At 59.4% G+C, this 18449-nt stretch carries 22 protein-coding genes; 18 read left to right on the top strand and 4 right to left on the bottom strand.

The window, feature by feature from the left end:
• Nucleotides 1-143 precede the first annotated feature (143 nt).
• The 3 genes from M2401_RS18050 (at nucleotide 144) to M2401_RS18060 (ending at nucleotide 1853) form a co-directional block, all read left to right on the top strand.
• Nucleotides 144-473: a hypothetical protein gene (locus M2401_RS18050; RefSeq protein WP_259104836.1), complete on the top strand. Its 330-nt coding sequence runs from the start codon at nucleotides 144-146 to the stop codon at nucleotides 471-473.
• A gap of 180 nt (nucleotides 474-653) precedes the next feature.
• The gene (locus M2401_RS18055; protein WP_259104837.1) at nucleotides 654-1142 is read left to right on the top strand and encodes a TIGR00645 family protein; all 489 of its coding nucleotides are present in this window, start codon (nucleotides 654-656) and stop codon (nucleotides 1140-1142) included.
• A gap of 93 nt (nucleotides 1143-1235) precedes the next feature.
• Nucleotides 1236-1853, top strand: coding sequence for an FKBP-type peptidyl-prolyl cis-trans isomerase (locus M2401_RS18060; protein ID WP_259104838.1), 618 nt, complete (start codon nucleotides 1236-1238; stop codon nucleotides 1851-1853).
• A gap of 78 nt (nucleotides 1854-1931) precedes the next feature.
• Here M2401_RS18060 and M2401_RS18065 read toward each other — a convergent pair whose 3' ends face one another.
• A complete protein-coding gene (locus M2401_RS18065; RefSeq protein WP_259104839.1) occupies nucleotides 1932-2174 on the bottom strand; it encodes a hypothetical protein in 243 nt (80 codons plus the stop codon).
• A gap of 158 nt (nucleotides 2175-2332) precedes the next feature.
• Entirely contained in the window at nucleotides 2333-3301 is a 969-nt protein-coding gene (locus M2401_RS18070; RefSeq protein WP_259104840.1) for a polyprenyl synthetase family protein, read from the bottom strand.
• A 241-nt stretch (nucleotides 3302-3542) separates the two neighbouring features.
• Here M2401_RS18070 and rplU point away from each other — a divergent pair, with 241 nt between their 5' ends.
• From rplU to M2401_RS18095, 5 genes are all read left to right on the top strand, one after another.
• Nucleotides 3543-3854, top strand: a complete 312-nt coding sequence (rplU, locus tag M2401_RS18075; RefSeq protein ID WP_259104841.1) for a 50S ribosomal protein L21 — start codon at nucleotides 3543-3545, stop codon at nucleotides 3852-3854.
• 36 nt (nucleotides 3855-3890) lie between these two features.
• Nucleotides 3891-4163: a 50S ribosomal protein L27 gene (rpmA, locus tag M2401_RS18080; RefSeq protein WP_259104842.1), complete on the top strand. Its 273-nt coding sequence runs from the start codon at nucleotides 3891-3893 to the stop codon at nucleotides 4161-4163.
• A 207-nt stretch (nucleotides 4164-4370) separates the two neighbouring features.
• Complete coding sequence (cgtA, locus tag M2401_RS18085) at nucleotides 4371-5594, top strand: Obg family GTPase CgtA (RefSeq protein ID WP_259104843.1); 1224 nt, start codon at nucleotides 4371-4373, stop codon at nucleotides 5592-5594.
• 82 nt (nucleotides 5595-5676) lie between these two features.
• Nucleotides 5677-6795 carry a glutamate 5-kinase gene (gene proB / locus M2401_RS18090; RefSeq protein ID WP_259104844.1) on the top strand — a complete coding sequence of 373 codons (1119 nt, stop codon included), beginning with the start codon at nucleotides 5677-5679 and terminating at the stop codon, nucleotides 6793-6795.
• 24 nt (nucleotides 6796-6819) lie between these two features.
• Nucleotides 6820-7290 (top strand): CreA family protein, encoded by a 471-nt coding sequence (locus tag M2401_RS18095; RefSeq protein WP_259104845.1) that lies wholly within the window; start codon nucleotides 6820-6822, stop codon nucleotides 7288-7290.
• 237 nt (nucleotides 7291-7527) lie between these two features.
• Here M2401_RS18095 and rpsT read toward each other — a convergent pair whose 3' ends face one another.
• Nucleotides 7528-7806: a 30S ribosomal protein S20 gene (rpsT, locus tag M2401_RS18100; protein WP_259104846.1), complete on the bottom strand. Its 279-nt coding sequence runs from the start codon at nucleotides 7804-7806 to the stop codon at nucleotides 7528-7530.
• A 251-nt stretch (nucleotides 7807-8057) separates the two neighbouring features.
• On the opposite strand from rpsT, the gene murJ reads away from it, so the two are divergent.
• The 6 genes from murJ (at nucleotide 8058) to ispH (ending at nucleotide 15620) form a co-directional block, all read left to right on the top strand.
• On the top strand, nucleotides 8058-9596 hold the full coding sequence (murJ, locus tag M2401_RS18105) for a murein biosynthesis integral membrane protein MurJ (protein ID WP_259104944.1): 1539 nt from the start codon (nucleotides 8058-8060) through the stop codon (nucleotides 9594-9596).
• Nucleotides 9597-9726: 130 nt separating this feature from the next.
• Nucleotides 9727-10671 carry a bifunctional riboflavin kinase/FAD synthetase gene (gene ribF / locus M2401_RS18110; protein ID WP_259104847.1) on the top strand — a complete coding sequence of 315 codons (945 nt, stop codon included), beginning with the start codon at nucleotides 9727-9729 and terminating at the stop codon, nucleotides 10669-10671.
• Between the two features lie 144 nt (nucleotides 10672-10815).
• Nucleotides 10816-13647 (top strand): isoleucine--tRNA ligase, encoded by a 2832-nt coding sequence (ileS, locus tag M2401_RS18115; protein ID WP_259104848.1) that lies wholly within the window; start codon nucleotides 10816-10818, stop codon nucleotides 13645-13647.
• A complete protein-coding gene (gene lspA, locus M2401_RS18120; RefSeq protein ID WP_259104849.1) occupies nucleotides 13640-14149 on the top strand; it encodes a signal peptidase II in 510 nt (169 codons plus the stop codon). Before ileS ends, lspA begins: the two co-directional genes overlap by 8 nt.
• Entirely contained in the window at nucleotides 14142-14594 is a 453-nt protein-coding gene (locus tag M2401_RS18125; protein ID WP_259104850.1) for a peptidylprolyl isomerase, read from the top strand. The genes lspA and M2401_RS18125 overlap by 8 nt, the downstream gene beginning before the upstream one ends.
• A 78-nt stretch (nucleotides 14595-14672) precedes the next feature.
• On the top strand, nucleotides 14673-15620 hold the full coding sequence (gene ispH, locus M2401_RS18130; protein ID WP_259104852.1) for a 4-hydroxy-3-methylbut-2-enyl diphosphate reductase: 948 nt from the start codon (nucleotides 14673-14675) through the stop codon (nucleotides 15618-15620).
• A 6-nt stretch (nucleotides 15621-15626) separates the two neighbouring features.
• On the opposite strand, the gene M2401_RS18135 is transcribed toward ispH, so the two are convergent.
• Entirely contained in the window at nucleotides 15627-16115 is a 489-nt protein-coding gene (locus tag M2401_RS18135) for a GspH/FimT family pseudopilin (RefSeq protein ID WP_259104854.1), read from the bottom strand.
• A 148-nt stretch (nucleotides 16116-16263) separates the two neighbouring features.
• Here M2401_RS18135 and pilV point away from each other — a divergent pair, with 148 nt between their 5' ends.
• The 4 genes from pilV to M2401_RS18160 all read left to right on the top strand — a co-directional run bounded on the left by pilV (nucleotide 16264) and on the right by M2401_RS18160 (nucleotide 18447).
• On the top strand, nucleotides 16264-16755 hold the full coding sequence (pilV, locus tag M2401_RS18140) for a type IV pilus modification protein PilV (protein ID WP_259104856.1): 492 nt from the start codon (nucleotides 16264-16266) through the stop codon (nucleotides 16753-16755).
• Nucleotides 16752-17399: a PilW family protein gene (locus M2401_RS18145; protein ID WP_259104858.1), complete on the top strand. Its 648-nt coding sequence runs from the start codon at nucleotides 16752-16754 to the stop codon at nucleotides 17397-17399. Before pilV ends, M2401_RS18145 begins: the two co-directional genes overlap by 4 nt.
• On the top strand, nucleotides 17396-17887 hold the full coding sequence (locus M2401_RS18150) for a pilus assembly protein PilX (protein WP_259104860.1): 492 nt from the start codon (nucleotides 17396-17398) through the stop codon (nucleotides 17885-17887). The genes M2401_RS18145 and M2401_RS18150 overlap by 4 nt, the downstream gene beginning before the upstream one ends.
• A gap of 137 nt (nucleotides 17888-18024) precedes the next feature.
• Nucleotides 18025-18447 carry a type IV pilin protein gene (locus M2401_RS18160; protein ID WP_310504132.1) on the top strand — a complete coding sequence of 141 codons (423 nt, stop codon included), beginning with the start codon at nucleotides 18025-18027 and terminating at the stop codon, nucleotides 18445-18447.
• Nucleotides 18448-18449 lie beyond the last annotated feature (2 nt).

Raw genomic sequence — 18449 nt, forward strand, 5'->3', positions numbered from 1 at the left:
AAGCCCCGGCGGTGCCATTCATCCGCTGCACTTTGGGTTTTGCGTTTTTCTTCTATTCTGTCTGCTACCACAGTGGTCAAAAGGATTGACGCACCGCTCCAGCAGGACGGAGGGTGAATACTGTATTCATCGAGGAGCTCGCCATGACGCGCAGTCTCTGTCTTACCCGTCAATGCCTGGGGCTGATCACCCGCATTGAATGTGCGATTCGCCCCCTCTCTGGCGACAACGGCATGTGGACCTTGCTGTTTGCGGCTGGCATGGCAGGGGAGCAGCCTTCCGCGATCAAGACGCAAGGCCCTTTTGATGGCGAACCCGCTGCAGAGTCCGTGCTCTGCGCGATTGCCGAAAGTCTTTCAATGCATGGTTATCAACAAGCGCCGGATGTACCAATCTGGAGTCTGCACCTGCAAGGTGAGTTGCGCAGGCTCAATGGTGAGCGGTCACGGGTGCAGCGCTCGTCCCTGTATTGATCTGTCACCTGTGAAGGCTATGTGGGACCGGCTTTAGCCGGGAAGGCGTCGTATTGCTCGTAGAGGTGCAGGGCATTCAAAGGCCTTTTCCCGGCTAAAGCCGGTCCCACAAGTATTGCAATTCAGAACGTAAATTACGGCTGGTATACTCACGCGCAATTTCCTCACGTGTGAGTTTCAATGGAACGCTTTCTCGAAAACGCGATGTACGCCTCGCGCTGGCTGCTGGCCCCCATCTACTTCGGCTTGTCCCTGGGCCTGCTGGCATTGATGCTGAAGTTCTTTCAGGAAGTATTTCACGTCCTGCCCAACATCTTCTCCATGGCCGAGTCGGACCTGATCCTGGTGCTACTGTCCATGGTCGACATGTCCCTGGTCGGTGGCCTGTTGGTCATGGTGATGATGTCCGGCTACGAAAACTTTGTGTCCCAGCTGGATATCGATGAGCACAAGGAAAAGCTCAGCTGGCTGGGCAAGATGGACTCGTCTTCGCTGAAGATGAAGGTCGCCGCTTCAATCGTGGCTATCTCGTCGATCCACCTGCTGCGGGTGTTCATGGACGCGCGCAACATCGAGACACAGTATTTGATGTGGTACGTGATCATTCACATGACCTTCGTGATCTCGGCCGTGCTCATGGGCGTGCTGGACAAACTGACCAAGCATTGATTGCGCAGCATCATGTGCTAGGCTGCTCGCCCTTTTGTTTGGGGCGCTTGCGGGCAATGTGCCAGACGAGCGCTCCCTATGCGGAGCAGTGTTATGTCCGAAGTCAATCTGTCCACCGACGAAACCCGCGTCAGCTACGGTATCGGCCGTCAGCTGGGTGATCAACTGCGTGACAACCCGCCACCGGGTGTCAATCTGGAAGCGATCCTGGCTGGCCTGACCGATGCATTCGGTGGCGAGCCAAGCCGCGTCAGCCCGGAAGCCATGTCCGCCAGCTTCAAGGTCATCCGCGAAATCATGCAGGCCGAAGCTGCAGTCAAGGCTGAAGCCGCTGCTGGCGCCGGTCTGGCTTACCTGGCCGAGAACGGCAAGCGCGAAGGCGTGACCACTCTGGCCTCGGGTCTGCAATTTGAAGTACTGACCGCTGGTGAAGGCGCCAAGCCATCCCGCGAAGACCAGGTGCGCACCCACTACCACGGCACCCTGATCGACGGCACCGTGTTCGACAGCTCCTACGAGCGTGGCGAGCCTGCTGAATTTCCGGTCGGTGGCGTGATCGCCGGCTGGACCGAAGCGCTGCAACTGATGAACGCCGGTAGTAAATGGCGTCTGCACGTACCGAGCGAGCTGGCTTACGGCGCTCAAGGCGTGGGCAGCATTCCACCGCACAGCGTGCTGGTGTTTGATGTCGAGTTGCTGGACGTTCTGTAAGTAACCTCTGCTCGACGCTCTGCCACTGCCGGACGAATTATCGTTCGGCAGTGGGCGGGGTGGGTTTTACGGCCATGTTCAATGCAACTCGATGGTCGGGCGCAAGGCTCTGGCATAGCAGAACAGGAACAGGTTTCGCACCATCTCTTTGAGAATCACCGGTTCGCACGAACTCAGGCTGTCGACATCCAGGTCGCCCTGATCACGCAGCTCATCCAACGCTTCTTCTTCCAGCACTGCACAGACTTGTCCGGTTTCCCGATGGAGGATTCGCAGGTAAGGGTGCGGGCGATCCAGCCAGGCATCAATCAGATAGGTCATGTCTCATCTCCTTGTTTGAGGGTTTAATGAGAATAGTTCCTATCAATCCAATCGCAAAGTTCTATTTGAGATTAATTCGCATTTTGTTACGAGCGGTTGATGTGGGGCAATAAAAAGCCCGTCACATGGACGGGCTCTTGTGCGGCATTGATCGTGGATCAGTGCGTACGGGCGACCGCGAACTCGCTCAGTTCGACCAGGGCATCGCGGTATTCGCTTGGCGGCAGGGCCTCCAGGCAAGCGATGGCACGGCTGGCGTAGTCGCGAGCCAGCTGCGCGGTGTAATCCAGCGCACCAGCGGCCTCGACTGCATTGCGGATGCTTTCCAGGTCTTCCAGGCCACCTTTCTGAATGGCTTGACGCACCAGAGCAGCTTGTTCCGGGGTGCCTTCGCGCATGGTGTAGATCAGCGGCAGGGTCGGCTTGCCTTCGGCCAGGTCGTCACCGACGTTCTTGCCCAGGGTCTCGGCATCACCGCGATAGTCGAGCAGGTCGTCGACCAGTTGGAAAGCCACGCCCAGGTGGTCGCCAAAGGTGCGCAGGGCTTCGGTCTGCTCAGGCGAGGCCTGGGCCAGGGCGGCGGCGCTGTGGGTCGAGGCTTCGAAGAGCATCGCAGTCTTGCCGCGAATGACTTCCATATAGGTTTCTTCGGTGGTGCTGGCGTCGCGCACTTTCGACAATTGCAGCACTTCGCCTTCAGCGATCACGCGGGTGGCCTTGGAGAGGATCTTCATGACCGGCATGGAGCCCAGTTCGACCATCATCTCGAAGGAGCGCGAATAGAGGAAGTCACCGACCAGTACGCTGGGCGCGTTGCCCCACAGGGCATTGGCGGTGGAGCGACCGCGACGCATGCCGGACATGTCGACCACGTCGTCATGCAGCAGGGTGGCGGTGTGCAGGAATTCGATGGTAGCAGCCAGCAGGCGCAGGTCATCGCCTTCGCGACCCAGGGCTTTGCCGCACAGGAGCACCAGCAGCGGGCGCAGGCGTTTGCCGCCGGCCGAAGTGATGTAGTCGCCGATTTTCGAGACCAGCGGTACCCGCGACGTCAGCTGCTTCTTGATGATCAGGTCGACGGCGCTAAAATCGTCCGCCACCGCGCGGTAGAAGGCTTGGGGTTGCATCAGCGACAGGTGCTCCAGAATGGTTGCGCCGCATGCTAGGTCGCGGGTCAGAGCGTGTCAAGGTATGACAGAGTCGCTATTGCAAGGCGTTGCAGCCTTGCGTACAATCGCGCACCCTAACTTTCCTGGGCAGCACCTGCCTTACGCAATTGCTAGCGGGCCGTTCCAGCCCCATGCAGCCATGCCAGCCGATACTCTACTTATAAAGAGCTGGGTGAGCAGGATTTTCGGAGATATACCCATGTACGCAGTAATTGTTACCGGTGGCAAGCAGTACAAAGTCGCCCCAGGTGAATACCTGAAAATCGAAAAACTGGAAGTCGCCACTGGCGAATCCGTGACTTTTGACCGTGTGTTGCTCGTTGCTGATGGCGACGCAGTCAACATCGGTGCTCCAGTTGTTGCTGGCGCTACCGTCGTGGCTGAAGTGATCTCCCAAGGTCGCCACGATAAAGTCCGCATCATCAAGTTTCGTCGTCGTAAGCACCACATGAAGCGTATGGGCCACCGCCAGTGGTTCACCGAGATCAAAATCACCGGTATCCAGGCCTGAATTTCAGCCTGATACCCTAATAGGAGTATTGAACTCATGGCACACAAAAAAGCTGGTGGTAGTACCCGTAACGGTCGCGACTCAGAAGCCAAGCGCCTTGGCGTGAAGATGTACGGCGGTCAGACCATCATCCCGGGCAACATCATCGTGCGTCAGCGCGGTACCCAATTCCACGCTGGCTACGGCGTTGGCATGGGCAAGGATCACACCCTGTTCGCGAAAGTGGAAGGCGTGATCAAGTTCCAGGTTAAAGGCGCCTTCGGTCGCCGCTACGTGAGCATCGTGCCAGCGACTGAAGTCGCAGCATAATCTCGCTTAGCTGGAAAAGCCCTGTCTCGCGACGGGGCTTTTTCGTTTTTAGAAGTCGGTGAGTCTCTTGCAAAGCTGTTTGTGCGAGCTGTTGTGATGGTTCTTCTGGAATCGCTGGTTTTTGATCGGTCTCGCAACGCTCATCTTTGCAAGAGCCTTATGTGTTCAGTGTTGTTCTGCTCGCCGTAATGGCGGGAGGCGTGTGTTATGAAGTTTGTTGATGAAGTTTCCATTCGAGTGAAGGCCGGTGACGGCGGCAACGGTTGCATGAGCTTCCGTCGCGAAAAATTCATCGAAAACGGTGGTCCCAACGGTGGTGATGGTGGTGATGGCGGCTCGATCTATATGGTCGCCGACGAAAACCTCAATACCCTGGTTGACTACCGCTATACCCGTCACTTTGATGCCGAACGCGGTTCCAATGGCGGCAGCACTGACTGCACCGGGCGCAAGGGTGAGGATCTGGAGTTGCGCGTGCCGGTCGGTACTACCGTTATCGATGCGGGCACCCAGGAAATCATCGGCGACCTGACCAAGGCCGGTCAGCGCCTGTTGGTGGCTCATGGTGGCTGGCATGGTCTGGGTAACACCCGTTTCAAATCCAGTACCAACCGCGCGCCACGCCAGACCACTCCAGGCAAGCCGGGCGATCAGCGTGACCTGAAGCTGGAATTGAAGGTATTGGCTGACGTCGGCCTGCTCGGTTTGCCGAATGCCGGCAAAAGTACCTTTATCCGCTCGGTTTCCGCTGCCAAGCCGAAAGTGGCTGATTACCCGTTCACTACCCTGGTGCCGAACCTGGGTGTGGTCAGTGTCGATCGTTGGAAAAGCTTCGTCATTGCCGATATCCCGGGGCTGATTGAAGGTGCTTCCGATGGTGCTGGCCTGGGCATACGCTTCCTCAAGCATTTGGCGCGTACCCGTCTGTTGCTGCACCTCGTCGACATGGCGCCGCTGGACGAAAGCAGTGCGCCGGACGCCGCTGAAGTCATCGTCAACGAGCTGATCCGCTTCAGTCCGTCTCTGGCCGAGCGTGATCGCTGGCTGGTGCTGAACAAGTGCGATCAGATCCTTGAAGAAGAGCACGAAGAGCGCAAGCAGGAGATCATCGAGCGTCTGAACTGGACCGGTCCGGTCTACGTGATCTCGGCCATCGCCAAAGAAGGCACCGAGCAGCTCAGCCGCGACATCATGCGCTACCTAGAAGATCGTCTTGATCGCCTGACCAACGACCCGGCCTACGCCGAAGAGCTGGCAGACCTCGATCAGCGCATCGAAGACGAAGCCCGCGCCCAGTTGCAGGCGCTGGATGATCAGCGTGCCCTGCGTCGCAGCGGCGTGAAGAGCGTCCACGATATCGGCGACGATGATTGGGACGAAGAAGATGTGGATGATGAAGACGGTCCGGAAATCATTTACGTCCGTGATTGATTGAGTGCAGTAAACTAAGCGCCGCTCTTGAGCGGCGTTTTTGTATCTCGAATTTGGACTCTCTGGTTAAGGTTGAAAGATCATGCGCAGCAAGGTGACAGGTGCCCAGCGTTGGGTTGTGAAGATCGGAAGTGCGCTGCTGACGGCGGACGGCAAGGGTCTTGACCGCAACGCGATGGGTGTTTGGGTCGAGCAGATGGTGGCGTTGTGTGAGGCAGACGTCGAACTGGTGCTGGTGTCTTCCGGGGCTGTGGCAGCCGGTATGAGCCGTTTGGGCTGGACGGCGCGACCCAGTGCCATGCATGAGCTGCAAGCCGCTGCCGCGATCGGTCAGATGGGTCTGGTGCAGGCCTGGGAGTCGAGCTTTGCCGAGCATGATCGGCATACTGCGCAGATTCTCCTGACCCATGACGATTTGTCTGACCGCAAGCGCTACCTGAATGCCCGCAGCACCCTGCGCACCCTGGTCGAGTTGGGCGTTGTGCCGGTGATCAACGAAAACGACACCGTTGTCACTGACGAGATCCGTTTCGGTGACAACGACACCCTGGCCGCCTTGGTGGCGAACCTGGTCGAGGCCGACCTGCTGGTCATTCTCACCGACCGCGACGGCATGTTCGATGCCGATCCGCGCAATAACCCTGACGCTCAGTTGATCTACGAAGCGCGTGCCGACGATCCGGCGCTGGATGCTGTGGCGGGCGGCACCGGCGGTGCTCTGGGGCGTGGCGGCATGCAGACCAAACTGCGTGCAGCGCGCCTGGCGGCGCGTTCGGGTGCGCACACTGTCATTGTTGGTGGGCGTATCGATCAGGTGCTGGCGCGGCTCAAGGCCGGCGAGCGCCTGGGAACGCTGCTGTCGCCTGAGCGGGAAATGCTCGCGGCGCGCAAGCAGTGGCTGGCCGGGCACCTGCAGACCCGCGGCACCCTGGTGCTGGACGATGGTGCGGTCAAGGCGCTGGTGCGTGATAGCAAGAGCCTGCTGCCGGTCGGCGTGAAGCTGGTTCAGGGCAGCTTCCGGCGCGGCGAGATGGTGGTGTGCGTAGCGGCCGACGGTCGCGAGATCGCCCGCGGCCTGAGCAACTACAGTGCCCTTGAGGCGCAGAAGATCATTGGCCAGTCGTCCGAGGCGATTGTCCGCGTGTTGGGTTATATGGCTGAGCCTGAACTGGTTCACCGGGATAACCTGATCCTGGTTTAAGTCCTGTCTGGATAAGGAAGTGCTATGCGCATCATGAAGGGATTGTTGGCGGCGCTATTGGTTTTGCCAGCGCTGGCTTCGGCGGAAGAGATTGGTCAGGTGTCGACGGTGTTCAAGTTCGTTGGCCCCAACGACCGCATTGTGGTCGAGGCCTTTGATGATCCGAAGGTGGAGGGAGTGACCTGCTATCTGTCCCGGGCCAAGACCGGCGGCCTCAAAGGTGGTCTCGGCCTGGCCGAAGACCGTGCCGAGGCATCGATTGCCTGTCGCCAGGTCGGGACCATCCATTTTCGCGAAGAGCTGAAGGATGGCGAAGAGGTGTTCAAGGAGCGCACGTCGCTGGTGTTCAAGACCATGCAGGTGGTGCGTTTCCTCGACAAGAAGCGCAATACCCTGGTGTATCTGGTCTATAGCGACCGGGTCATTGAGGGTAGCCCGCAGAATGCTGTGACAGCGATCCCGATCCTGCCTTGGGCGCCTGCTCCGGCACCATAGTTGTTTGTTATGGGCATGGGCTGACATAGTGGGGGCGGATTCATCCGCGAAGGCGGCAGTCAGGCGCCAGAGATGCGATGAGTGTGCTGGCCTCTTCGCGAATGAATTCGCTCCCACAATTCGCTCCTCAAATGGCTCCCGCAATTTGCCCTCACAGAATTTCTCCCATCTGGTTTTCGCCAAATCGCAGACAATAAAAAACCGACCCTTGGGTCGGTTTTTTAACAAGCAGATCGCTTAGGCTGCAGCAGCAAGGTTCAGAGCCTTGATGTGGCCATTCAGGCGGCCTTTATGACGAGCAGCTTTGTTCTTGTGGATGATGCCTTTATCGGCCATACGGTCGAGAACAGGCACAGCCAGAACGTAAGCAGCTTGTGCTTTTTCAGCGTCTTTTGCGTCGATGGCTTTCACTACGTTCTTGATGTAGGTACGGACCATGGAACGCAGGCTGGCGTTGTGGCTGCGACGCTTCTCAGCCTGTTTTGCACGTTTTTTGGCGGAAGGTGTGTTGGCCACCGTCGAGCTCCTCGAAAGACTTTTTAGGGAATAGCAAACAAAATAGGCCGCGAATCATGCCGATGAGTTGACAGCTTGTCAAGGGCAGTTCTTGTGTTCCGCTGAATGGTCGCCAAGTGTTATCGGATATTTATTTCCGGCGTACGACCTGTAAACTCGCGGACTTTGGCTCTGTCGCTTTTGCGGCGCGGAGTATCGCATAAAAGGAAGTCGGCATGGCCGATCCTTTTGCCAGGAAGCACATTCTTTCGATGAACCTACTCAAATCATTGGCCGCCGTCAGCTCTATCACCATGCTTTCCCGGGTGCTGGGCTTTATTCGCGACACCATCATTGCGCGTACTTTCGGCGCGGGAATGGCCACGGACGCTTTTTTCATCGCCTTTAAATTGCCCAATCTGCTGCGGCGCATCTTTGCCGAGGGCGCTTTTTCTCAGGCGTTCGTACCGATCCTGGCGGAATACAAGAGCCAGCAGGGGGAGGAGGCGACCCGTACCTTTGTTGCTTATGTCACCGGGCTGTTGACGTTGGTCCTGGCCCTGGTCACGGCGCTGGGCATCATCGCTGCACCCTGGGTGATCTGGGCCACGGCGCCGGGCTTTGCCGATACGCCGGAAAAATTCGCCCTGACCAGCGATCTGCTGCGGGTGACTTTTCCTTATATATTGCTGATCTCCCTGTCCTCCCTGGCCGGGGCGATCCTCAATACCTGGAACCGCTTTTCGGTCCCGGCGTTCGTGCCGACCCTGCTCAATGTCAGCATGATTGTCTTTGCCCTGTTCCTGACTCCGTATTTCAATCCGCCGGTCATGGCGCTGGGTTGGGCGGTGCTGGTCGGTGGTCTGATGCAGTTGCTGTATCAACTGCCGCACCTGAAAAAAATCGGCATGCTGGTGCTGCCACGCCTGAATCTGCGTGACAGTGGCGTCTGGCGGGTGATGAAACAAATGCTGCCAGCGATTCTCGGCGTTTCGGTCAGTCAGATTTCTCTGATTATCAACACGATTTTTGCCTCGTTTCTTGTAGCCGGTTCGGTGTCCTGGATGTACTACGCCGACCGCTTGATGGAGTTGCCATCCGGCGTGCTCGGTGTGGCACTGGGGACGATTCTGCTGCCGATCCTGGCCAAGACCTACGCCAGCAAGGATCGCCACGAATATTCGCGGATCCTCGACTGGGGCCTGCGCCTGTGTTTTGTGTTGGTGCTGCCTTGCACCCTGGCGCTGGGGATTCTGGCCAAACCTTTGACCGTTTCTCTGTTCCAGTACGGCCAATTTGATGCCCACGATGCGCTCATGACCCAGCGCGCATTGGTCGCTTACTCAGTGGGTCTGCTGGGCATCATCATGATCAAGGTGCTGGCGCCGGGCTTCTATGCGCAACAAAATATTCGCACCCCGGTGAAAATCGCCATCTTCACCCTCATTGTTACTCAGTTGCTCAACCTGGTTTTCATCGGTCCGCTGCAGCATGCCGGCCTTGCCCTGGCGATCAGTGGCGGTGCCTGCATCAATGCCGGGCTGCTGCTCTGGCAATTGCTGCGCCAGGGCCTGTTCCAGCCGCAACCGGGCTGGGCCAAGTACCTGTTCAAGCTGGTGCTGGCCGTGGCGGTGATGTCCGGCGTGTTGTTGGGCCTGATGCAGGTGATGCCGGCCTGGGACGAAGGACATATGCTTGAACGCTTTATTCGCCTGGGTGGCCTGGTCGCGGCCGGGCTGGTGGCGTATTTCGGCATGCTTTTGCTGCTGGGTTTTCGCCTGAAGGACTTCGCCCGCAAGGCGATCCTGTAGATTTGTAGTAAGGGTGGTCGTCGGTTTTTCGCATTGCGAGCCGATTGCCGTGGTTTTGCCTTGGTCTGTCGCCTGTCGTCCAAGGCTGTGTGTGGTTATAATCGCCCACTTTATGAGCAAGAAGCGCGTTATGCAGCTGGTCCGAGGCCTCCACAATCTGCGCCCCCAGCATCGGGGCTGTGTCGCCACTATTGGCAACTTCGACGGTGTTCACCGTGGCCACCAGGCTATCCTGGCGCGTCTGCGTGAGCGTGCGGTTGAGTTGGGCCTGCCCAGTTGCGTGGTGATTTTCGAGCCGCAGCCGCGCGAGTTTTTCGCTCCCGAGACCGCTCCGGCGCGTCTGGCCAGGCTGCGCGACAAGCTTGAACTGCTGGCGGCCGAGGGCGTCGATCAGGTGCTGTGCCTGTCGTTCAACGAGCGTCTGAGCAAGCTCAGCGCCGCCGAGTTCGTCGATACGGTACTGATCGAAGGCCTCGACGTTCGCCATCTGGAAGTCGGCGACGATTTCCGTTTCGGCTGTGATCGCCTGGGTGATTTCGACTTTTTGCAACAGGTCGGCAACGCCCAGGGCTTCAGCGTCGAGGCCGCCCAGACCGTCGAGATCGACGGCGTGCGGGTTAGCAGCACGCAGATTCGCAATGCCCTGGCAGTGGCCGATTTTGCCTTGGCTGAACGCCTGCTCGGGCGTCCGTATCAGATTACCGGTCGCGTGCTGCACGGGCAGAAACTCGCCCGACAGCTGGGTACGCCCACGGCCAACGTACAACTCAAGCGCCGTCGCGTGCCGATGACCGGGGTTTACCTTGTCAGTACGCTGATCGACGGCACGGCATGGCCGGGTGTCGCCAATATTGGCGTGCGCCCGACCGTGGCAGGTGATGGCAGTGCCCACCTGGAAGTGCATCTGCTGGACTTTGCCGGTGATCTTTATGGCCGGCGTTTGACGGTGGTATTCCACCAGAAGCTGCGTGATGAGCAGCGTTTCGCCTCACTGGAGGCGCTGAAGACGGCGATCAATGCGGATGTCGCCGCCGCCCGTGCCCATTGGCATGGCCAACCCGACGGATGTGTATGAAAAATAGTCGAGCGAAGGTCAGGCAAGGCGCGCACAGGCGAGAAAGCGGAGTTTACGCCAGTAAATGAGCATTTCGAGACTGTACGCAACGCCGCCTGAGCGAGCGCAGACATTTTTCATGCATATCCTTACCAAGAGCCTGAAATGACCGATTACAAAGCCACGCTAAACCTTCCGGACACCGCCTTCCCAATGAAGGCCGGCCTGCCCCAGCGCGAGCCGCAAATCTTGCAGCGCTGGGACAGCATTGGCCTGTACCAGAAGCTGCGCGAAATTGGCAAGGATCGTCCAAAGTTCGTGCTGCACGACGGTCCTCCTTACGCCAACGGCAATATTCACATCGGTCATGCGGTCAACAAGATCCTCAAGGACATGATCGTGCGCTCGAAAACCCTGTCGGGTTTCGATGCGCCTTATGTTCCGGGCTGGGACTGCCATGGTCTGCCGATCGAGCACAAGGTCGAAGTCACCCATGGCAAAAACCTGGGTGCCGACAAGACTCGCGAGCTGTGCCGCGCGTATGCGGCTGAGCAGGTTGGCGGGCAGAAGACTGAATTCATCCGTCTGGGTGTGCTGGGCGACTGGGACAACCCTTACCTGACCATGAACTTCGCCAACGAGGCCGGGGAAATCCGTGCCCTGGCGGAAATGGTCAAGGGCGGTTTCGTGTTCAAGGGCCTCAAGCCAGTGAACTGGTGCTTTGACTGCGGTTCGGCCCTGGCCGAAGCGGAAGTCGAATACGCCGACAAGAAATCCTCGACCATCGATGTGGCCTTTGCCATCGCTGACGAAGCCAAGCTGGCCGAAGCCTTTGGCCTGCCAGCATTGGGCAAGCCTGCCTCCATCGTGATCTGGACCACCACCCCGTGGACCATTCCGGCCAACCAGGCGCTGAACGTTCACCCTGAGTTCAACTACGCCCTGGTCGACGTCGGCGACAAGCTGCTGGTGCTGGCCGAAGAGCTGGTTGAAGCCTGTCTGGCTCGTTACAAGCTGCAAGGTTCGGTCATTGCCCTGACCACCGGTAAAGCGCTGGAGCTGATCAATTTTCGTCACCCGTTCTATGACCGCCTGTCGCCCGTCTATCTGGCTGACTACGTCGAACTGGGCGCCGGTACTGGCGTGGTGCACAGCGCCCCGGCCTATGGCGTAGACGACTTCAACAGTTGCAAACGCTACGGCATGACCAACGACGACATCCTCAGCCCGGTGCAGAGCAATGGCGTCTACGCCGAGTCTCTGGAGTTCTTCGGCGGCCAGTTCATCTTCAAGGCCAACCAGAGCATCATCGACAAGCTGGCCGAAGTTGGCAGCCTGATGGACACCGAGACCATCACCCACAGCTACATGCACTGCTGGCGTCACAAGTCGCCGCTGATCTACCGCGCCACCGCGCAGTGGTTCGTTGGCATGGACAAGCAGCCGACCACCGGCGAGACCCTGCGCAAGCGTGCGGTCAAGGCCATCGAAGACACCAGGTTCGTTCCGGCCTGGGGCCAGGCGCGCCTGCATTCGATGATCGCCAACCGTCCGGACTGGTGCATCTCCCGTCAGCGCAACTGGGGCGTGCCGATCCCGTTCTTCCTGAACAAGGAAAGCGGCGAGCTGCACCCACGCACCGTCGAGCTGATGGAAGAAGTCGCCCAGCGCGTCGAAAAAGAGGGCATCGAGGCCTGGTTCAAGCTGGACTCGGCCGAACTGCTCGGCGATGAAGCGGCGCAGTACGACAAGATCTCCGACACCCTGGACGTCTGGTTCGACTCCGGCACCACGCACTGGCATGTCCTGCGCGGTTCGCACCCTATGGGTCACGAGAGCGGTCCGCGTGCCGACCTGTACCTGGAAGGTTCCGACCAGCACCGCGGCTGGTTCCACTCGTCGCTGCTGACCGGCTGCGCCATCGATGACCACGCCCCGTACCGTGAACTGCTGACCCATGGCTTCACTGTGGACGAGAACGGTCGCAAGATGTCCAAGTCTCTGGGCAACGTGATCGCGCCGCAGAAGGTCAACGACACCCTGGGTGCCGACATCATGCGTCTGTGGGTTTCGGCTACCGACTACTCCGGCGAGATGGCGGTTTCCGAGACCATCCTGCAACGCAGTGCCGACGCCTACCGGCGTATCCGCAACACTGCGCGCTTCCTGCTTTCCAACCTCAGCGGCTTCAATCCGGCGACCGATCTGTTGCCCAATGACGAGATGCTGGCTCTGGATCGCTGGGCAGTGGACCGCGCGCTGCTGCTGCAACGCGAGCTGGAAGAGCACTACAGCGAATACCGTTTCTGGAACGTCTACTCCAAGGTCCATAACTTCTGCGTGCAGGAGCTGGGCGGCTTCTACCTGGACATCATTAAGGACCGTCAGTATACCACCGGTGCCAACAGCACCGCGCGGCGTTCCTGCCAGACCGCGCTGTTCCATATCTCCGAGGCGCTGGTGCGCTGGATCGCACCGATCCTGGCCTTCACCGCTGACGAGCTGTGGCAGTACCTGCCGGGCGAGCGCAACGAGTCGGTCATGCTCAACACCTGGTATCAGGGCCTGAGCGAGATGCCCGAAGGCTTCGAGCTGGACCGCGCCTACTGGGAGCGGATCATGGCGGTCAAAGTCGCGGTCAACAAGGAAATGGAAAACATGCGGGCAGCCAAGGCCATTGGCGGCAACCTGCAGGCCGAAGTGACCCTGTTCGCCGAAGAGTCCCTGGTGGCGGATCTGTCGAAGCTGAGCAACGAGCTGCGCTTCGTGCTGATCACCTCCACCGCCAGCGTTGCCCCTCTGGCCAGCGCTCCGGCCGATGCCGTGGTCACCGAAGTGGCCGGCCTCAAGCTCAAGGTGGTCAAGTCCGGTCACGCCAAGTGCGCCCGTTGCTGGCATCACCGTGAGGACGTCGGGGTCAATCCTGAGCATCCGGAAATCTGCGGTCGTTGCGTAGACAACATCAGCGGCAATGGCGAGGTTCGTCACTATGCCTAAAGCCACTGGCGCCGGCCGTCTCGGCTGGCTTGTCCTGAGCGTGCTGGTGCTGATCATCGATCAGCTCAGCAAGGCTCATTTCGAGAACGCCCTGAGCCTGTACCAGCAGATCGTGGTCATCCCTGACCTGTTCAGCTGGACCCTGGCCTACAACACAGGCGCAGCCTTCAGCTTCCTGGCCGACAGCTCCGGCTGGCAGCGCTGGCTGTTTGCCTTGATCGCCGTGGTGGTCAGCCTGGTGCTGATCATCTGGCTCAAGCGCCTGGGCCGTAACGAAACCTGGCTGGCAGTCGCCCTGGCACTGGTGCTGGGCGGCGCGCTGGGCAACCTGTATGACCGTATCGTGCTCGGCCATGTGATCGACTTCGTACTGGTGCACTGGCAGGACCGCTGGCGCTTCCCGGCCTTCAACTTTGCCGACAGCGCCATTACCGTTGGTGCAATCATGCTGGCGCTGGATATGTTCAAAACCAGGAAAACCGGAGAGACCGCCAATGGCTGAATCGTCAGTGACCGAGCAACGCATCGGCCAGAACACTCAGGTCACGCTGCACTTCGCGCTGCGCCTGGAAAACGGCGATACCGTGGACAGCACCTTCGACAAGGCTCCGGCCACGTTCAAGGTCGGTGATGGCAGCCTGCTGCCTGGTTTTGAGGCCGCGTTGTTCGGCTTCAAGGCCGGCGACAAGCGCACGCTTGAAGTCCTTGCGGAAAACGCCTTTGGTCAGCCCAACCCGCAGAACGTGCAGATAATGCCGCGTTCGCAGTTCCAGGGCATGGAGCTGTCGGAAGGTTTGCTGGTGATCTTCAACGATGCGGCCAATACTGAGTTGCCGGGCGTGGTCAAAGCGTTCGACGAGGCTCAGGTGACCATCGATTTCAATCACCCGCTGGCGGGCAAGACCCTGACATTCGAAGTGGAAATCTTCGAGGTCAAGGCGCTCTGATTGTCTGATGCGTTGCTGGCCCCGCCTTTGGTGGGGCCTTTTCGTTTCTGTTTACCTGCTCGTAACACGAGGCACAGCATGCAAATCAAACTCGCCAACCCCCGCGGCTTCTGCGCTGGAGTGGACCGCGCGATCGAAATCGTCAATCGGGCGCTGGAAGTGTTTGGGCCGCCGATCTATGTGCGTCATGAAGTGGTTCATAACAAATTCGTCGTCGAAGACCTGCGCGCCCGCGGGGCGATTTTCGTCGAAGAGCTGGACCAGGTGCCGGACGACGTCATCGTCATCTTCAGTGCCCACGGCGTTTCCCAGGCCGTGCGTACAGAAGCGGCTGGTCGTGGCCTCAAGGTGTTCGATGCGACCTGTCCGCTGGTGACCAAGGTGCATATCGAAGTCGCTCGCTACAGTCGCGACGGCCGCGAGTGCATCCTGATCGGCCACGAAGGCCATCCGGAAGTCGAAGGCACCATGGGCCAGTACGACGCCAGTAATGGTGGTGCGATCTATCTGGTCGAAGACGAGGAAGATGTCGCCAATCTTCAGGTGAATAACCCTGAATCCCTGGCGTTCGTGACCCAGACCACCCTGTCCATGGATGACACCAGCCGGGTCATCGACGCTCTGCGTACGCGCTTCCCGAGTATTGGCGGACCGCGCAAGGACGATATCTGCTACGCCACGCAAAACCGCCAGGACGCAGTCAAGCAACTGGCCAACGAGTGTGATGTGGTGTTGGTGGTGGGCAGCCCGAACAGCTCCAACTCCAACCGTCTGCGCGAGCTGGCCGAGCGCATGGCGACGCCGGCCTACCTGATCGATGGCGCCGAAGACATGCAGCGTAGCTGGTTCGACGGTGTCGAGCGTATCGGTATCACGGCCGGTGCCTCGGCGCCGGAAGTGTTGGTGCGGGGCGTGATTCAGCAGTTGCAGGCCTGGGGAGCCGTCGGCGCCGATGAACTGGCCGGTCGTGCCGAGAACATCACCTTCTCGATGCCCAAGGAACTGCGGGTCAAATCCCTGCTTTGAGCTGAGTCAGCCGCAGAGCGCCTGGTTGCTCTTGCTGTCATCGACACGTACCCGGCCATTGGACGCCACTATCACCTGATAGTGGCTGCGCGGCTGATCGCGCATGCACATGTACAGCGAACCATTGCCAATTTGCAGCGGCATGCCCTGGGCGCTGAAACCAATGCTATTCATGATCTTGCTGTTGCCGACAATCCGCGGCTTGCCGTTGCGCGCGCGTTCGGCCAGCAGCGATTGTTCGTCGTCGTTGTCCGGGCGTATCTGCCAGCCCCGGCTCCAGTCAGCATCAATGGCTTCGACCCACATCGTCTGACTTCGTAACAGCGCCTCAGTCCTTGCGCTGCGCAGGCTGTGGGAAAGTTGCAGCGCAGCATCCCGATGGCGCTGTGCCTCGATCATTCCGGAGAAGCCGGGGTAGGCAATGCTGGCGAGTATGCCGACCAGGGTCAGCCCTATCAGCAGTTCAATCAGCCCGAAACCCTTCTGACATGTCATGGCGCACTCCTTTGCGCAGTGATCAGGTGCACAAGCAGACACCTCCCTGCGCCTGTGCGCGAGTGAAAAACCGTTACACATTGCGCCAGCGAACCTCAAAGTTCTCGGCTTCAATTGCAACGCCAAAGGCTCAAGGAGGAGCTGAACGATGTGTAAGGGTGCGTTGCGTCACCAAAGCGGGATAAGCCTGATCGAGGTGCTGATTACCGGATTGGTACTGACTGTCGGGCTGCTGGGGGCTGCAGCGGTTCAGCTCAAGGCCTTGCAGTATGCCGATGCCGCGCGCATGGACGCCCAGGCGGGCCTGATCGCCTATGACATCCTTGACCGCATCCGCGCCAATGTAGACGGCAACCCCCATCGTGCGGCAGCGATCTTCGCCAGTTACGCGCTGGCTTCTCTGGATCAGGCGCCATCCAGCGGTAATCCGGGCAACGCCCGTGATCAGGATCTGTTCGACTTCAAAAGCAATATCCATGCGTTCGCAGGTAAAGACGCTGAAGCCAGCATCGTTCTCCATGCCCCCTCGATGATCGTCAATCTGCAATGGAGCGATCGCCGCGCAGCAGGACAGGAGGGAGCGTTAAGGGCATTCACCCTGGAGAGCGCCGTTGATAGCCATCTGGTGCTTACACCATGAAGGGCTTCAGTCTGATTGAAATCATGCTCGCCCTGGCATTGGGCCTGATCCTGTCTCTCGGTTTGACACGCTTGCTGCTGGCCACTCAGAGCAGCTATCTGGCCCAGGATGCCGCCATGCGCATGCAGGAAGATGCCCGCTTCCTGTTGCAGAAACTGGCGCAGGAAATCCGCATGGCCGGGATGTATGGCTGCACTGCTTTTGAAGTGACGGCCAGCGTGCCCGAGCTTTTCCGACAGCCGCTGCGTTGGGAGCCGCAAAGACAAACCCTGAGTCTGATCACCGCTGATGCAGGCAACCCGGACTGGACAGCAGTCTCCGACTGCCAGACAGCGGCCAAGCTGTACGTGGGCAAGGTCACCCGACCAGAGCAAGTCAGCTTCTACCTGCGCCAGCTAAACTACAGATTCACCGGTAATGAAATACAACTGGAAGGCCAGGGGCTGGTGCAGAACGTCAAGGCGTTCAGCGTCTCCTTTGGCCTGGCCGGTACGCCGATGCACTACAGCCCGGAACTGCCCGCCGCGCGTGCGGCAGACCTGCGCAGTGTGCGCCTGAGCCTGACCTTGACCGACCCGCAACAGCGCACAGCCGATCAGACCTGGCATCTGGCTGTAGCCCTGCGCAATGGCTGGCGCACATGAGCCGCGCCGCGCAACGCGGGCTGGTCTTGCCGACCAGCCTGATATTCCTGCTGATGCTGCTTCTACTGAGCGGCGCCAGCCTGCAAACCGCGTCCCTGCAAGAGAAGATCGTCGCCAGTCAGCACCTGGGCAATCGATCCCTGCAGAAAGCCGAAGCGGTGCTGCGCAGTGCTGAGTCTTCATTGCGCGTGCCCGGCGACATGTTGCCCGACTGCCTCTACTGCCTGCCGCCGCCCGAGTCGTTCAAGGTCGATCGTGCCGGAGCACAAGGCGGCTCCGGCTTGCCCTGGCTGGCCACGGCGGGCGGCTATTACCTGATCCAGAAGCTGGGCCAGAGCGACGTACCCGTCAGTCGCCCACCCAATTGCCCTGCGTCCGGCCCAATGACCCTGCATCGCATTACCGCCGTGGCGGTGCAGGGGAGGTCACGGACGGTACTTGAGACGATTTATGCTGACTGCCGGATCATGTGGCGGCAGTTGCAATAGGGGATGTGGGAGCAGGCTTGCCTGCGAATAGGGTCTATGAATGGCGTCTACCTGATATAGCGCTTTCGCAGCCTTCGGCAGCTCCTACAAAAAGCCCATTCCAATTCAGGTAGATGTGTTTGCCAGGAGGCTATTCGATGAAATCCAGAATCACCGGCTTCACCTTGTTCGAGCTACTGATCGCCATGGCCATAGTCGCGATTCTGACCAGCATCGCCTACCCGGCCTACAACGAATACGTCCGGCGCGCCCATCGCGCGGATATCAGCGGGTTGCTCAGCGATATCGCCCATCAACTGGAGCGCTTCTATTCACGCCATGGGCAATACGCCGACGTGCCAGGGCCACCGCCCTTCAAACCGGAGATTCCTGCTGATAACGGCGTTTACGCTATCGAGGCCGAGCGGGGTGATGGTCAGCGATTTGTGTTAAGCGCTTCACCGCTGGCGGGTGGCAAGATGGCGGGAGATCGCTGTGGGCGGTTTGTGCTCGATCATCTGGGGCGCAGGGATAATCGCGAGAGCAGCACTGATACGGCGTTTTGTTGGGGACGCAGCTGAAA

Origin of the sequence: Pseudomonas sp. JUb42 (assembly GCF_024807945.1) — a bacterium.
Lineage (GTDB): Bacteria > Pseudomonadota > Gammaproteobacteria > Pseudomonadales > Pseudomonadaceae > Aquipseudomonas.

Coding starts and splice junctions, on each gene's coding strand:
- ileS (WP_259104848.1), top strand. CDS start 10,816: ATGACCGATTACAAAGCCACGCTAAACCTTCCGGACACCGCCTTCCCA.
- M2401_RS18135 (WP_259104854.1), bottom strand. CDS start 16,115: ATGACATGTCAGAAGGGTTTCGGGCTGATTGAACTGCTGATAGGGCTG.
- M2401_RS18160 (WP_310504132.1), top strand. CDS start 18,025: ATGAAATCCAGAATCACCGGCTTCACCTTGTTCGAGCTACTGATCGCC.
- rpmA (WP_259104842.1), top strand. CDS start 3,891: ATGGCACACAAAAAAGCTGGTGGTAGTACCCGTAACGGTCGCGACTCA.
- rplU (WP_259104841.1), top strand. CDS start 3,543: ATGTACGCAGTAATTGTTACCGGTGGCAAGCAGTACAAAGTCGCCCCA.
- M2401_RS18095 (WP_259104845.1), top strand. CDS start 6,820: ATGCGCATCATGAAGGGATTGTTGGCGGCGCTATTGGTTTTGCCAGCG.
- ribF (WP_259104847.1), top strand. CDS start 9,727: ATGCAGCTGGTCCGAGGCCTCCACAATCTGCGCCCCCAGCATCGGGGC.
- lspA (WP_259104849.1), top strand. CDS start 13,640: ATGCCTAAAGCCACTGGCGCCGGCCGTCTCGGCTGGCTTGTCCTGAGC.
- M2401_RS18070 (WP_259104840.1), bottom strand. CDS start 3,301: ATGCAACCCCAAGCCTTCTACCGCGCGGTGGCGGACGATTTTAGCGCC.
- M2401_RS18065 (WP_259104839.1), bottom strand. CDS start 2,174: ATGACCTATCTGATTGATGCCTGGCTGGATCGCCCGCACCCTTACCTG.
- cgtA (WP_259104843.1), top strand. CDS start 4,371: ATGAAGTTTGTTGATGAAGTTTCCATTCGAGTGAAGGCCGGTGACGGC.
- ispH (WP_259104852.1), top strand. CDS start 14,673: ATGCAAATCAAACTCGCCAACCCCCGCGGCTTCTGCGCTGGAGTGGAC.
- M2401_RS18060 (WP_259104838.1), top strand. CDS start 1,236: ATGTCCGAAGTCAATCTGTCCACCGACGAAACCCGCGTCAGCTACGGT.
- M2401_RS18125 (WP_259104850.1), top strand. CDS start 14,142: ATGGCTGAATCGTCAGTGACCGAGCAACGCATCGGCCAGAACACTCAG.
- M2401_RS18145 (WP_259104858.1), top strand. CDS start 16,752: ATGAAGGGCTTCAGTCTGATTGAAATCATGCTCGCCCTGGCATTGGGC.
- M2401_RS18150 (WP_259104860.1), top strand. CDS start 17,396: ATGAGCCGCGCCGCGCAACGCGGGCTGGTCTTGCCGACCAGCCTGATA.
- M2401_RS18050 (WP_259104836.1), top strand. CDS start 144: ATGACGCGCAGTCTCTGTCTTACCCGTCAATGCCTGGGGCTGATCACC.
- pilV (WP_259104856.1), top strand. CDS start 16,264: ATGTGTAAGGGTGCGTTGCGTCACCAAAGCGGGATAAGCCTGATCGAG.
- M2401_RS18055 (WP_259104837.1), top strand. CDS start 654: ATGGAACGCTTTCTCGAAAACGCGATGTACGCCTCGCGCTGGCTGCTG.
- murJ (WP_259104944.1), top strand. CDS start 8,058: ATGAACCTACTCAAATCATTGGCCGCCGTCAGCTCTATCACCATGCTT.
- proB (WP_259104844.1), top strand. CDS start 5,677: ATGCGCAGCAAGGTGACAGGTGCCCAGCGTTGGGTTGTGAAGATCGGA.